The 13572-nt window shown below is 62.7% G+C and carries 8 protein-coding genes; 3 read left to right on the forward strand and 5 right to left on the reverse strand.

The features are described 5' to 3' along the window. Nucleotides 1-11 precede the first annotated feature (11 nt). The 5 genes from B9N97_RS28715 to B9N97_RS28735 all read right to left on the reverse strand — a co-directional run bounded on the left by B9N97_RS28715 (nucleotide 12) and on the right by B9N97_RS28735 (nucleotide 10624). Nucleotides 12-3848: a carbohydrate-binding domain-containing protein gene (locus B9N97_RS28715; protein ID WP_167393408.1), complete on the reverse strand. Its 3837-nt coding sequence runs from the start codon at nucleotides 3846-3848 to the stop codon at nucleotides 12-14. Nucleotides 3849-4360: 512 nt separating this feature from the next. Next, on the reverse strand, nucleotides 4361-7120 hold the full coding sequence (locus B9N97_RS28720; protein ID WP_085091254.1) for a cellulase family glycosylhydrolase: 2760 nt from the start codon (nucleotides 7118-7120) through the stop codon (nucleotides 4361-4363). 668 nt (nucleotides 7121-7788) lie between these two features. Continuing rightward, on the reverse strand, nucleotides 7789-8652 hold the full coding sequence (locus tag B9N97_RS28725) for an IS5 family transposase (RefSeq protein ID WP_208621295.1): 864 nt from the start codon (nucleotides 8650-8652) through the stop codon (nucleotides 7789-7791). 202 nt (nucleotides 8653-8854) lie between these two features. Next, a complete protein-coding gene (locus tag B9N97_RS28730) occupies nucleotides 8855-9943 on the reverse strand; it encodes a 4-oxalomesaconate tautomerase (protein WP_085091255.1) in 1089 nt (362 codons plus the stop codon). Between the two features lie 21 nt (nucleotides 9944-9964). Continuing rightward, nucleotides 9965-10624, reverse strand: a complete 660-nt coding sequence (locus B9N97_RS28735; RefSeq protein ID WP_208621296.1) for a TetR/AcrR family transcriptional regulator — start codon at nucleotides 10622-10624, stop codon at nucleotides 9965-9967. A 213-nt stretch (nucleotides 10625-10837) separates the two neighbouring features. Between B9N97_RS28735 and B9N97_RS28740 the strand changes: the two genes are divergently transcribed. From B9N97_RS28740 to B9N97_RS28750, 3 genes are all read left to right on the forward strand, one after another. After that, nucleotides 10838-11587 carry a PIG-L deacetylase family protein gene (locus B9N97_RS28740; protein ID WP_085091256.1) on the forward strand — a complete coding sequence of 250 codons (750 nt, stop codon included), beginning with the start codon at nucleotides 10838-10840 and terminating at the stop codon, nucleotides 11585-11587. Further along, a complete protein-coding gene (locus B9N97_RS28745) occupies nucleotides 11584-12294 on the forward strand; it encodes a 4-carboxy-4-hydroxy-2-oxoadipate aldolase/oxaloacetate decarboxylase (RefSeq protein ID WP_085091257.1) in 711 nt (236 codons plus the stop codon). The genes B9N97_RS28740 and B9N97_RS28745 overlap by 4 nt, the downstream gene beginning before the upstream one ends. 62 nt (nucleotides 12295-12356) lie before the next feature. Continuing rightward, nucleotides 12357-13544, forward strand: a complete 1188-nt coding sequence (locus tag B9N97_RS28750) for an ABC transporter substrate-binding protein (protein ID WP_085091258.1) — start codon at nucleotides 12357-12359, stop codon at nucleotides 13542-13544. Nucleotides 13545-13572: the final 28 nt, after the last annotated feature.

A 13572-nucleotide genomic window follows, 5' to 3' on the forward strand; every position in this document is an offset into this window, starting at 1 on the left:
CGTCACTTAAGTCACGCATCCAACCCCTGTATATTTCCCATCAGTTCCCACTGGAGATCCTCGAATCCCATGACCTTTGCCGGGGAGGCATCTTGGAGGCTGTAGTCTCCTGCCAGTCGGTTGGCAAATTGGGGATTGCCGGTCACATCGTCCAATCCATAGGTCGGTGCGTCGTAGACCAGATTATTGTTGATGGTAAAGGTGCCGGCCGCCTCGAGCTGAATATAATCGTCCAGCGGCAGTTCGCCATAAATGATGTTTCCGGTCACGGTATTGTTGACAGGGACGGCCTTCTCGCCATGGGAAGGGTTCGCGGCGGCAATCCAGATGAAATCCTCCTTGTTGTCGTCGAGGATGCCGATGTTGTTGGTGACAGAGTTGTTGTCGCCGCCATGGATCATGATGCTGGCCCATGACGTGTTCATGATGAAATTGCCTTCAACCGTCGTACCTCCGGACATGTCGTCGAGATAGATGCCGAAGCCCTTCTGACCTTCGATCCATTTGTCGCTCGCGCTGGTGGCCAAGCCCTCCGCACCATCGATCCAGTTGCCTCGGATGATGTTGCCGGAGTCCATTCCGAGGCGGCCGAGAGTCTCAATGGCTCCTCCGTCGGCAGTTTCCAGCATGGTGTTTGCGATCTTGTTGTATTCGATAATATTGTTGCTGCTGGTCGTCGATTCGTCCCAGGTTTTGATGGAGATGCCGTAACGCGAACTGTCCGAAATCTCATTATGCGAGATAATATTGTCATTGACGCCATAGGCATAAATTCCGCCGGCGTGCTTGGTAACCATGCCAATCTGGCTGATGTCGTTGGCCGTGATATGGTTGGCGTCGCTGCCATAGGTCAGCAGGATGCCGTGCTCGGCAAGCTGTTCGAGGTCGTTCCCGCTCACGACGTTGTTGCTCGAGCCCTCGGTCAGTGCGATGCCGGTCCCAACACTGTGGAAGGCGTTGTTGCTAATCTGGTTGTTGTCGGCGTCTTTCAGAAGCAGCGCCTCCCCACCGGACTTGGTGTTGGTGAAGGTAAAGCCCTCAATGGTGACGTTCTTCGCCTCGTTGAGATAGATCAGCGTATCGAGCCGCGCGACCTCGACGCCATCCTCCTCCAGGGTCTGCGGACTTGCCGGCTTAAAGACCAGACGGCCATCGGACTCGCGCCAGGCGAATTCCGTCTCCTGATCGACGTAGCCGGCGTTATCGACCAGACGGAAGGTCGTTCCCTCTTCCAGCGCGAACCCCGCGCTCGTTTCGAAGGTGATGGTTTTGGTTTCCGTGTCGATGCTCTTGATCTCGACGATCGCGTCCTCGAGACGGTCATAATTCATGACCTGGATTCGGGTTCCGGGAGCGAGGTCGCTCAAGGATACATCGTCTCCCTGATAGCGGAGCGAGGTGCTGCTTGCCCCAGCAGCCGCGGCGTCGGCAAAATACCAGCCGGCGGTCACGTCGTCTTCGTCCCACTCACCCTTTTCGGCAAGACGCTGGCGCTCGCCGCCGATGCTGAGATCGAGGTCTGTCGCCTCGTCCAGCTTGGCGGAGTAGACGCCGTTCCCCTCGTCGGTGAAGCCGGTCACCACCTCGCCGCCAGACAGCACAACTGTCTCGCTCGGGTAGGCCTTGAAGGCGACCCCACTGTCCTGGGATGTCAGGGTCAGCGTCTCCGCCAGGTGGTAGGTGCCCTGACGGACATATGTCGTCTCAATGTCGCTCGTCCGCATGGCAGCCTGCGCCTTTTCCAGGCTGGCGAAAGGCCCGTCCGTACCGTCGGCGTTCGGTTCGGCCAATGTACCCGACCAGTTGTCGTTGCCGACCGCCGACACATAGTAGGCGGTCTCCATCGGGGCTTGCGGAGTGGCAGTATCGCTGAAGGTGCCGGCGGGTATATCAAAGCCGAGAGTGCCGGTGGACGAGAGGCTGGCTTGCCCGGCGACGACATCCTCGCCGTCCAGTTCACCCTTGTCGTAAGTCACGTTGGAAGCGGTCGAGTCCACCGTTCGGCCATTCACGACGATGCTGTCAACGGAGAGGTTGCCCCCCTGGCCGTCACTGTCGAAGACGATCTGGACCTCATGCGCTTCGGACGGATCCACGTCGGCCCTGAACGTGTAAGCCTTGCTGTCGGATGCCGAAGCGTTGGCTTCGCCGACCACCCGACCGTCCACCATGACCTTGAAATAGGGGGTCGTGCCGCTGGAGGCTGTCCCAGAGGCGTTGACGGTGATGTCCACCGTTTTGAGATCGCCACCCGCGTCGGTTTCGGAGGGTGTTTCCACGGTTGCCGATCCGTTGAACACGCTCTCCGGCAAGCCAAAGGTCAAGCCACCGCCCCAGTAGAGGTCTTCCGTGCCGGAAACGACGTAGATGCCATCCACCGCGCCCTTGTCGTAGGAGGCGTAGCTGCTGGTCGAGGCGATGAACTGATCGTCGATGGTGATGCCGGTCACGTGCAGGTCCCGGTCATAGTCGTCGTTGTCGTAAATAATTTGGATCTTGTGCGCCTCGTTGGGATCGCCAGTGATCGTGAAGGCATAATCTGTGGCCGAGGTCGCGGAAACCGATACCGAGCCGACGAGTTCGTCGTCCATAAAGACTTTCATGATCGGCGGCCGGGCGTTCGTTCCGGTGCGCCATGCCGTCACGACAAGATCGTAACTGTCGTCCGTCGAGGTGTCCGTCCCGGTGGGCTCCGCGGGATCGGAGGAGCCGTCGGCCTTGATCGCGAAAACCATCGTGCCGTTCCAGTACATCGCTTCCTGGCCGGCGGTGGTATCCCGCCCGTCCAGCGCGCCTTTGTCGTAGACGACGTTTGAACCGGTCGAGAAATAGTCGGTCCCATTGAAAGCGACGCCAGTCACGAACAGGTCGCGCCCCGAGGCGTCGTTGGTGTACTGGACCTGAACGCGCTCGACGTCTTCGGGGGCGACCTTCGCCGTGAAGAGATAGGTGCTGTCGGTGGTCGTGGTGACGTCGGCTTCCCCGATTACCTCGCCATCCAGCATCAACTTGAGGTGCGGCGGCGTCGGATCGGAACCTGTTCGGCGGGCGGTCACCGTGATTTCGATGCTTTCCGGGAACATTGAGGCGGGAGCGCCGAAGACCATCGTGCCGTTCCAGTACATCGCTTCCTGACCGGCGACGGTGTCCCGACCATCCAGCGCCCCCTTATCGTAGGTGACATTCGGGTCGGTCGACTTGATCTCCTGGCCGTCGATGGTGACGCTGTGGATGTAGAAATCGCGGCTGGAACTGTCGTTCAGATATTGGACCTGGACCTCGTGCTCCTGTCCAGCGGGCACCTCGACCTTGAAGACGTAATCGGTCGGGCTGCCGGAGCTGACACTTCCCTGGCCGATGACCTCACCGTCCAACAGCAGGTTGAAGCGAGGCGGCTCCCCGTCGGTGCTGGTGCCCGAGGCTGTGACCATGATCGACACCAGGTTGTCGTCATCGGCCTGAGGCAAGTCGATGCTGCCGGCCGGAATTTCGAAGTTCAGCGCGCCATTCCAGTAGAGTGCCTCCTGGCCGGATACGACGTCGCGACCGTCGATCGCGCCCTTGTCGTAGGTCACGCCGAGATCGGTGCTCTTCATCGTGAATTCGCCGATCTGGATACCGCTGACGAAAAGATCGCGGGTGGACGTATCGCTCTGGTAACGAACCTGCACCGTGTGCGCCTGATCGGGATCGAGATCCACGGTAAAGGAATAATCCATCGCACTGTACGTATCGGCGGAAGCCACCCCAACTTCTTTTCCATCAATAAGCAGGGTGAAATCAGGAGCAACCCAGTGGGTACCGGCTCTCCAAGCAGTGACCGTAATGGTCGTCGGATTCTCTGCCATAAGCACACTCCTCATAGCGGCCAAACCTTTCGTATTACCTCTTACGAGGCAGCTAAAGATTTCATGCGCGAAGACCGGAGGTGCCTCCTGTGATAAAAATGGGCATAACTGTGTTGCTTAGATTGAGAAAAGTAGAACTTTGCGCGGCCGTAGATCGAGCGCTTGACGAGTTCGAGGCGTGTAATCTGCCCTACCGTCTGTCCATTGTTCCATGGGGCGGTAGAAGCGGCGTGAGCCGCGGCGAAATCCGAACGCAGACCATCGGCGGAGGACCGCAGGTCGCTGCTGGCGGCCTCGTTCAGCCAAACGGACAGGACGTCGGTGATATTGGCCTCGGTTCGATGGTTCTTCTGTATTCTGCGTGGATGAACTGGGCTGCACTGTCCAAGAGCGGCCCGACTGCTCACATGCAAGTAAGGTTACCCACAGGCCGGCCACCCTGCTGGAGTAGAGCAGCCGGCACCATTGATGGTCCGGCTGCTCTTTTGCTAAATGCGTCGTCTGGCCGGCTTCTATGCCACGTGATCCATGATGGTGCCGGTGGCGGTGCCGATCAGCGTGTTGCCGCTGGTCAGGTGGAGAAGGAAATTCTCCGTCCCTTCGGTGGCGTTGTCGCCGATGATTGAAACGGTGACGGTCTTGGTCGTTTCACCAGGCTCGAAGGTCAGGCTGCCGCTGGCGGCGGTGTAGTCAGACCCGGCCGTGGCCGTGCCGTCCTCGGTCGCGTAGTCGATGGTGGTGGTTGTGGTCACCGCGTTGGCCAGTTGGACGGTGAACACCGCCTCCTCGGTGCCGGCCACTGTGGTGGTGGTGCTGGACGCCAAGCCGGCCTTGATGATGTCCATCTTGGTGGAGTCCACGGTTTTGTAGTCGTCTTCCAGCAATCCGCCGACATCGCCCGATTCCGGCGTCCAGGCCCAATAGGTCCAGCTCATCCCCTGATCGCCCGAGGCGATATCGCTGGTGCCGTCCAGATTCCAGTCGCCGTTCAGGTACTTGATCAGCGAGCTGGCCCAGGTCTGTTCGGCGCTGCTGGTCATCTGACCGCCGAACTCGCCCAGCAGGATCGGGGCGATGTTGTTCTTGTAGATGTAGCCCCACATGCTGTCGTACTGAGCCGGCAGGTTGTCAGGGAAATTCGAATCCTGCAGCCAGCTAAAATTATAGACGCTCTGACCGTACGCGTGAGGGGAATAGACCAGCTTGTTCGGCACGTCAAACTCGACCGGGCTTTCCTGAACGCCGGCCAGGGTGCTGCTCCATTCCGTGCCCTCAACGATCATCAACCAGTCCTTGTTGACGGACTGGATGGCGTTGCCGATGCGCTCGGCCGCCGCGGCCCAGTCGGTGGCCTGGTTGCCGTCGCCCCAGGTGGCCGACACGCTGGGCTCGTTGTGCAGGTCGGCGCCGATCACCGCCTCGTTACCGGCATAGCGAGTGGCGAGCGTCTGCCAGTGGTCGATCACATCGGCTTCGGAATAATTGTCGGTGTACCAGAGCCCGCCTTCGTTGGTGCCGGCACCGCCGTCGTTGCGGTGGTGGTCGAGGATCACCTTCATGCCGACCGAGCCGGCATAGTCGATGATCTTGTCATAGACCTCCAGCCGGGTCAGGCCGGCCAAATCCGGGTTCTTGGAATAGTCGATGCCATTGGTGACGGCGTCGCTGGAGAACAGATCGTCCGACCATGTCAGGCGGATGACGTTGAAGCCCAGATCCTTCATGCTGTCGACGTGGTTCTGGTAGCTGTCGGCCCACAGGCCGGAGGGCACGTAGTTGTAGCCCTCGCCGCCGAACCAGTTGACGCCGGTGAGCCTGACATTGTTGCCGCTTTCATCGACGATCTGGTTGCCTTCGGTGTGCAAAAAGCCATCGATCGAGCCGCTGCTTTCGACCATGCCCGGATCGGACACGGTAACGTTGCCGACGGTAACTGATGGTGTGCCGCCGCTGCTGCCGGTAGAGACGTCGGATGTGCCGTTGCCCGAACTGCTGCCAGTCGAGCCCACAGAACCGTCGTTCGTGCTGCTTCCCGCCGCATCGAAATAGCCGGCATCCAGCTTGGCGGTCAGGGTGGCGTTCCAATAGAGGTTGCCGGTCGCCCCGATGTCGGTGCCGTTGTCGTCACGGTGGACCGACACGGACTCATCGGTCGCCACCACGGACTTTCCGTCGACGCTGATGCTCTTGACGTACAGGTTCCGGTCGATGCCGTCGACGATGGCGTCGTTGTCGTATTTCACCTGAACCGTGTGAGCGGCATCCTGGGTCAGGCTGGTGGTGAAGCTGAAATCCTTCGCGGCGGTGTCTGTCGCCGTGCCCTCGCCGATTTCCTTGCCGTCAACCAGCACCGTGAAGTGTGCGCCTTCGCCGCCGGCTGTACTGGCGGCGGCGTTCACGGTGATCACGTTCTGCGCGGCGGTGGTGCTGGCGGACGTGCTGGCGGAGGGTGTGGCGAAATAGCTCTTGTCCGCATCGACCACCAGCGAACCGTTCCACCACATGTCCGATTGCCCGTCGATCATGTCCTTGCCATCGAGCGCGCCCCTATCATAGCTGACGATGCTGTCGGTCGGCTCTACGGCGTGACCGTTGATGGTGATGGTGTTGACCTGCAGGTTGCGGTCGGTGCCGTCGACGACTGCATCGTTGTCGTATTGCACCTGCACCTTGTGGGCGCTGGTCGCATCCAGCGCCGTGGTGAAGGTGAAATCCTTGCTATCGGCATCGACGGTGCCCTCGCCCACCTTCTGGCCGTCGACCAGGAGAGTGAAATGAGCGTTCTTCCCGCCGGCCGCAGTGCCCTGGGCGTTCACCACGATGCTGGTAGCCGTGGAGGTGGAGTTCGTGGCGGTTCCAGCGGAACTGGCAGTGCTCGCGCCATAGTAGCTGGCCGGAGTGCTGAACGTCAGCGCGCCGTTCCACCACATGCTTTCCTGCCCCGCCTGATTGGCACTGGTCGCCGCGTCATCGTAGCGGGAATAGGTGGCATCGGTCGCCGCCAGCGTATGGCCATTGACGGTGATCGATTGCACATAGAGGTCGCGATAGGCGCTGTTCACCGCGTCGTTGTCGTAGACGATCTGGACGGTGTGCGCCGTTCCCTCTTCAAGCGCGGTGGTGAAGCTGTAGTCCTTGGACGAGGTGGATGTCGTGGAGGCTTCCCCGACTTCCTGCCCGTCGACCAGAAGTTTGAAATGCGGCGCGACGCCATCCCCCGACTTGCCATAGGCGTTGACGATGATCGTGCTCAGAGTTGCGGTCGAGCTCATGACTATTATCCTATTTTTGCTGCGTTGGCAGTCATGCTGGCGTGGAAAACGTTAACGAAACATTGCTGATTTGGTTAAAATCTTACCGATGCTTGTGGCAAAATTTGGCCACTTGGATGGGACGGCGGCTTAATCATCCGTCTGCCGGGATGACATGATTATCCCTTTCTAGTCACATCTTTCAGCGCAGGACACGGAGATATGCGACCGTATAAACAATCGCAGCCGGGCATTCCTGCCCATGTCCAAGGTTACCCTAAAAGGCTGGAAGAGTGTCTGTTCCGTGTGCTCGCTAACGCTCCGGCTGCTCACTTGGGTTCACTTTGCAAAGACACAATCAATGAGCATTTTACTGACGACCAACCCGATGAGGGGACAGCGGCCTTGGGTTGTCCGAGACTCTGCCAACTGCTTATCGGGTGGTCAGCTCGATGCAGTCTATCCGGCTAAAGAGTTAACGATTGTGATCGTGAGCGCCACCTCAATATAGAATTAAATTCCTATTTCGTGGGTCTGTGACTTTTGGTAGATGCGGTAATCGGGCCTGGGTTCTGCCGTTGAGGAACAACCGGGGGCCTCTCACGCTAATGGAGAAAACGGGGGCTGAGCGACGTTGGTTCTTTGATTGCGGGCACAGGAGGCAAGCCCTCAGAACCTGTTCGTAGACGTCATGTGCTGACCTCCTGGGGCGTGAGCCGCTTCAGGCGCCTGGAGAGGATGGAAATGAAGGCGATTTCGACGAACGCGACGAGGTGCTCCTTCGTCCGCTCGACGATGGTGTTCAATCGTCGGTAACGGCTGATCCAGCTGAAGGAGCGCTCCACGACCCAGGCGATCTCGGTAGGGATGAACACCCCGTCACGGCCGCGGACGACCGGCCGGACGGTGATGCCGAGCGCTTTCGCGGCTTTGGCCAAGCGTTCACCCCGATAGCCGAGATCACCGATGGCGGGGCCTTGGAACCCACGTCCAGCGAGTTGGCGCAGTACCGGTACGATGCCATTGGTGTCGTGCACGTTGGCCGGCATGGCGTCGATCGCCAGCGGGAGGCCGTACTTCTCCACCGCGATGCTGACCTTCACGCCGCGGATCTTCTTGCCGCCATCCACGCCCCGCGCAAAACAACTCGGGGCCGAGGGGCAGGTGCGGCTGTCGATCACCACCGTGCTCGGCTCGGCCGTGTCGCCGCATGCCATGCGCCACATGCGGCACAGCCGGTCGAGTAAGCGCCGCCACAGTCCGAGCCGGGTCCAGCGGGCGAACAGGGTGTACAACGTGCCGAACGGAATGCCGGTGAGCTGACCGATGGTGCGCCATCGCATGCCGCAAAAGCACACGCACCAGATTGCCATGATCGCCTTGCGCAACGCTGCTCCCGTGAGCGCCGGCTTCGGCCCGGAACGGGTTGGGCGACTGCCGTCGGTCGCCATCGCTGTCAGTTCGCTGAGCACCTCATCGACAAAAGCATCGACATCCCAAAACGCATCCCAGGACGCCGACGTGGTGCTTGCGGGACGAACGGCAGTGCCCATAGAGTGCGGATCATAGCGGTCAGAACGAGGGCCTCAGACCTACCAGACCGCGCCCCGCCGCACCACTCCTACTCAGCTTAAAGCAGCATCCCGCTCAGCGCCAGCCGGGACGTGCCTGCCACCAACAAGCTCTCACCTGAAGCGGCTCGTGTTCCAGAAGGTCAGCGCGCGACTGCTATGACCAAGCGCTGAGCGATGCCGGTCAAGGTCGGGCGGCAGGTGTAACAAACACGGTCCCGTCCATCAGCAGCCGCGCCGTCCGCACCAGGGCTGCGCGGCGCAGCTTGAAGCCCGCGGTGGCGGTATCGATCTCAAGCGCCACCGTCAGCCGGCCCGACGGATGCTCCACATCGCAGATTTTGGACGGCCCAGCCGGCACCGCCGCCAGCGCATGGGCCGGCGATCCGTCCAGCAGGCAGGCCGTCGCCACCGTCACCGCGCCCAGCACACCGATCGAGGCATGCAGGCTGAAGGGCGTGAAGGTCCGGGTGCAGATGATACCACCGTCGCGGGGCGGCGCCACCAGCGTCAGCTTCGGCACCGTCTGTGCCCGCACGTCGCCCAGCCCCATCAGCGGCCCGGCGGCAAGCCGGATTCGCTCCAGCCGTTCCTTCAAGGCGGCGTCGCCTTCCAGCGCGTCGGCATCCTCGTAGCCGGTCAGGCCGAGGGCGGAGGCCGGCAGGACGACCACCGGCATGCCGTTGTCGATCAGCGTGCAGGGCACGCCATCGATCTTGTCCATCGTCCGTCCGGTCGGAAGCAGCGCGCCGCAGGCCGAGCCTTCGGTGTCGAGGAAGGCCTGGGTCACCGGCGCATGGGTGCCCGGCACGCCGTCGATGGCGACGTCACCGTCATAACGCACGCGGCCGGCCGGCGTTTCCACCGTCACCTCCGCCTTGCTGTCGGAATTGACCATGTAGACGCGCACGGTGGTGCGCTCTCCCGCCGGCCGCACCAGCCCGCGTTCGATGGCGAAGGGAGCCACGCCGGCCAGGATGTTGCCGCAGTTCTGCTTGTCGGAGACGATCGGCTTGTCCGGCACGATTTGCAGGAACAGGTAATCGACGTCGCAGTCCGGCCGTTCCGATTTCGATACCACCGCCACCTTGCTGGTCAGCGGATGCGCCCCGCCGATGCCGTCGATCTGCCGCGGATCGGGCGAGCCGAGTGCCGCCAGCAGGATGCGGTCACGGGCCGCCGGGTCGTCCGGCAAGTCCGACGCCAGGAAATAGGCGCCCTTCGAGGTGCCGCCGCGCATCAGCGCGCAGCGGATGCCGATCTGCTCGGTCATCGTTTCAAGCTCCCTAATCGGTCAGGGCGCGGGATCGCTCCCCGCCGGCGCGCGGAAAGCGGCAACGGCGGCGCGCACGATCTGGACCAGCGCCTCTTCGGTGTTTTCGCCATTCGCCTCGCCGTCCGACAGGCGCGTGACCCGCCACGGGTTGATCAGCGTGTAGCTGACCGCCCCCAGCAGGAAATGCGTGCGCCAGACGATGTCGGCCCGCGGCAGATGCGGCAGGCAGGCCTGCAGCGCATCGATGAAGGCGAGATTGATGGGGTTGAAGGTCTCCGCGATGATCTTCTGCGCGTCCTCGTGACGCTCCGCCATCACCACGGCGCGCAGCCGGGCGAAGCGGGCGCCGCCGCCGATGCTGCCCTCCGTCTGCGACAGCGACGGCAGGATGAAGGCGCGCACGATCGCCTCCAGCCGGTCGTCGGGATCACGGATTCGCTGCGCCTCCGTCAGCAATTCCTGCCGGCGCCGGTTCATCGGGCCTGAGTGGCGTTCGTAGATCGCGCGCAGCAGCCCGTCCTTAGAGCCGAAATGATAGCTGATGCTGCCGAGATTGGCGCCCGACGCCTGGGCGATCTCCCGCATCGACACCGCACGGAAGCCGTTCTTGGAGAACAGATCTTCCGCGGCATCGAGGATCGCCTCCCTCATCGAGTTCTGGCGTTGCGCGGTCAGCACGGGATCGACCTCCGGATCGGATGGAGCGGAACAACTGCCGCCATCCTAGCGCCATTTGGTCGTCTGTACAAATTATTTGAACATTGAAACAGACCGATTGTACGTCCGTCAAATTCATGTTGACACAGGACTGCGGCGGTGCCTAGCATTTGTACAGCCGTCCAAATGTGGCGGTCATTCAACCAAACCTCCAAACCACAGGCGCACACCGCCATGAGCACGCAATCGCAAAAGGGCGCGCTGGTCGTCAGCGCGCATCCGGGAGACTTCGTCTGGCGCGCCGGCGGCGCCATCGCCCTGCACGCCAAACGCGGCTATCGCGTCAAGATCGTCTGCCTGTCCTACGGCGCCCGTGGCGAAAGCCAGGGTGCGTGGAAGCAGCCCGGCGCCACGCTCGAGGCGGTGAAGCGCCAGCGCCATGACGAGGCCCTGCGTGCCGCCGAAATCCTCGGTGCGGAAATCGAGTTCTTCGATACCGAGGATTATCCGCTGGCGCTGAACCGCGAGATGCTGGACCGGCTGGTCGACATCTTCCGCGACGTCCAGCCCGCCTTCGTCCTGACCCACGCGGCGGCCGACCCTTACAACTACGACCATCCCGACGCCGCCCGCTTCGCCCAGCAGGCCCGCATCATCGCCCAGGCCGCCGGCCACGATCCCGGCACGAAGACGCTCGGCGCCCCGCCGGTCTTCCTGTTCGAGCCGCACCAGCCCGAACAGTGCGACTTCAAGCCGAACGTGATCCTGAACATCGACGAGGTCTGGGACATCAAGCGCAAGGCGTTCGAGACGCTGCCGGCCCAGACGCATCTGTGGGACTACTACACCCGCGTAGCGTTGCAGCGCGGCGCCCAGGGCGGCCGCAACGCCGGACGCGGCGCCACCTATGGCACCAAGCAGGGCATGACCCACGGCGAAGCCTACCAGCGCGTCTTCCCAATGGTGCTGGAGGAACTGGCATGATCCCGACCAAACTCGGCGTCGTCGTCCGCAACATCGACCGTGCCGATGGGGCGGCGGTCGAGAGCCTCGCCACGCTCGGCGTCTCCACCGTTCATGAGGCGATGGGGCGGCTGGGGCTGATGAAGACCTACATGCGCCCGGTCTGGCCGGGGGCGCGGGTCGCCGGAACCGCCGTCACCGTGTTAGCCCAGCCCGGCGACAACTGGATGCTGCATGTGGCGGTGGAACAGTGCCGCCCCGGCGACATCCTGGTGGTCGGCGTCACCACCGACAACACGGACGGCATGTTCGGCGACCTGCTGGCCACCTCGCTGATGGCGCGGCAGGTGCGCGGGCTGGTGATCGATGCCGGCTGCCGCGACGTGGCCAGCCTGCAGGAGATGGGCTTCCCGGTCTGGTCGCGCGCGGTTTCGGCGAAGGGCACCGTCAAGGCGACGCTCGGCTCCGTCAACATTCCGGTGGTCTGCGCCGGGGCACTGGTCAATCCGGGCGACGTGATCGTCGCCGATGACGACGGCGTCGTCGTGGTGCCGGCCTCGCGCGCTGCGGACGTGGCTGCCCTTGGCCAGAAGCGGTCGGCCAACGAGGAGGGCAAGCGCAAGCGCCTCGCGTCCGGGGAACTGGGCCTGGACATGTACGACATGCGTCCGGCGCTGGCCGAGGCCGGGCTGGTCTATGTCGACCGCCTGGAGGAGTTGGGGCGCTGACGCGCTTTTTCTCGCCCCTACCCAAAACACCCACAACAAAGTCCCTGGGAGGACCCACCACAATGACCAGCTTCCGCACCCTCACCCTCGGCACCGCCATGGCAGCCGCCGCCCTGCTGCCGATGGCGGCCAGCGCCGATGCCAAGGCTTACAAGGTCGGACTGATCGCCTCGCTGTCCGGCCCGACCGCATCGCTCGGCCAGCAGATCGAGCGCGGGGCGCGGCTCTACGAACAGCTGCACAAGACCGACCTCGGCGATGACACGATCGAGCTGGTCGTGCGCGACGACACCGGCCCGGCGCCCGACGTCGCCAAGCGGCTGGCGCAGGAGCTGGTGGTGCGCGACCATGTCGACTTCCTGGCCGGCATCATCTTCACGCCGAACGCCAACGCCATCGCTCCCATCGCCACCCAGGCGAAGGTGCCTTTCGTCATCATGAACGCCGCCGCGTCGGCGACGACCAAGGCCTCGCCCTACATCGTCCGCGTGTCGCAGACCATCCCGCAATTCACCCAGCCGCTGGCGCAGTGGGCGTCCAAGCAGGTCGACATCAAGACCGTCTATACGCTGGTCTCCGACTACGCCCCCGGCATCGAGGCGGAAGAGGCCTTCACCGCCGGCTTCAAGGGCGACGGCAAATCGGTCGTGCAGTCGGTACGCGTGCCCGTGCAGAGCCCCGATTTCGTGCCCTTCCTGCAGAAGGTGAAGGACGCCAAGCCCGACGCGCTCTATGTCTTCCTGCCCGGCGGCACCCAGTCGACCGCGCTGATGAAGGCGTACCAGAGCCTGGGCCTGAAGGAGGCCGGCATCCGCCTGATCGGCTCCGGCGAAGTGACGGTGGAGGACGAACTGCCCAACATGGGCGATGCCGCGCTGGGCGTGGTCACAGGCTTTCACTATTCCACCGCGCATGACAGCAAGGCCAACGCCGATTTCCTGAAGGCGTGGCAGGCCGCCTATGGCGCCGACAGCACGCCGACCTTCATGGCCGTCGGCGGCTATGACGGGATGGCCGCCATCCATCACGCCATCAAGGCGATGAAGGGAAAGGGCGACGGCAAAGCCGCGGTGGACGCCATGAGCCAGTGGACGGCGGAAAGCCCGCGCGGATCCGTCTCCATCGATCCGGAGACCCGCGACATCGTGCAGAACATCTACATCCGCCGGGTGGAGAAGGTGAACGGCGCGCTGCGCAACGTCGAATTCGAGACCTTCGCCGCGGTCAAGGATCCGGGCAAGGCCAAGTAACACCGCTCTTGAAAAAGGGAGTGCGGCC

The sequence above is a fragment of the Azospirillum oryzae genome (assembly GCF_900177515.1).
In the GTDB taxonomy this organism is placed as follows: Bacteria; Pseudomonadota; Alphaproteobacteria; order Azospirillales; family Azospirillaceae; genus Azospirillum; species Azospirillum oryzae_A.

Coding starts and splice junctions, on each gene's coding strand:
- B9N97_RS28715 (WP_167393408.1), bottom strand. CDS start 3,848: ATGGCAGAGAATCCGACGACCATTACGGTCACTGCTTGGAGAGCCGGT.
- B9N97_RS28720 (WP_085091254.1), bottom strand. CDS start 7,120: ATGAGCTCGACCGCAACTCTGAGCACGATCATCGTCAACGCCTATGGC.
- B9N97_RS28725 (WP_208621295.1), bottom strand. CDS start 8,652: ATGGGCACTGCCGTTCGTCCCGCAAGCACCACGTCGGCGTCCTGGGAT.
- B9N97_RS28730 (WP_085091255.1), bottom strand. CDS start 9,943: ATGACCGAGCAGATCGGCATCCGCTGCGCGCTGATGCGCGGCGGCACC.
- B9N97_RS28740 (WP_085091256.1), top strand. CDS start 10,838: ATGAGCACGCAATCGCAAAAGGGCGCGCTGGTCGTCAGCGCGCATCCG.
- B9N97_RS28745 (WP_085091257.1), top strand. CDS start 11,584: ATGATCCCGACCAAACTCGGCGTCGTCGTCCGCAACATCGACCGTGCC.
- B9N97_RS28750 (WP_085091258.1), top strand. CDS start 12,357: ATGACCAGCTTCCGCACCCTCACCCTCGGCACCGCCATGGCAGCCGCC.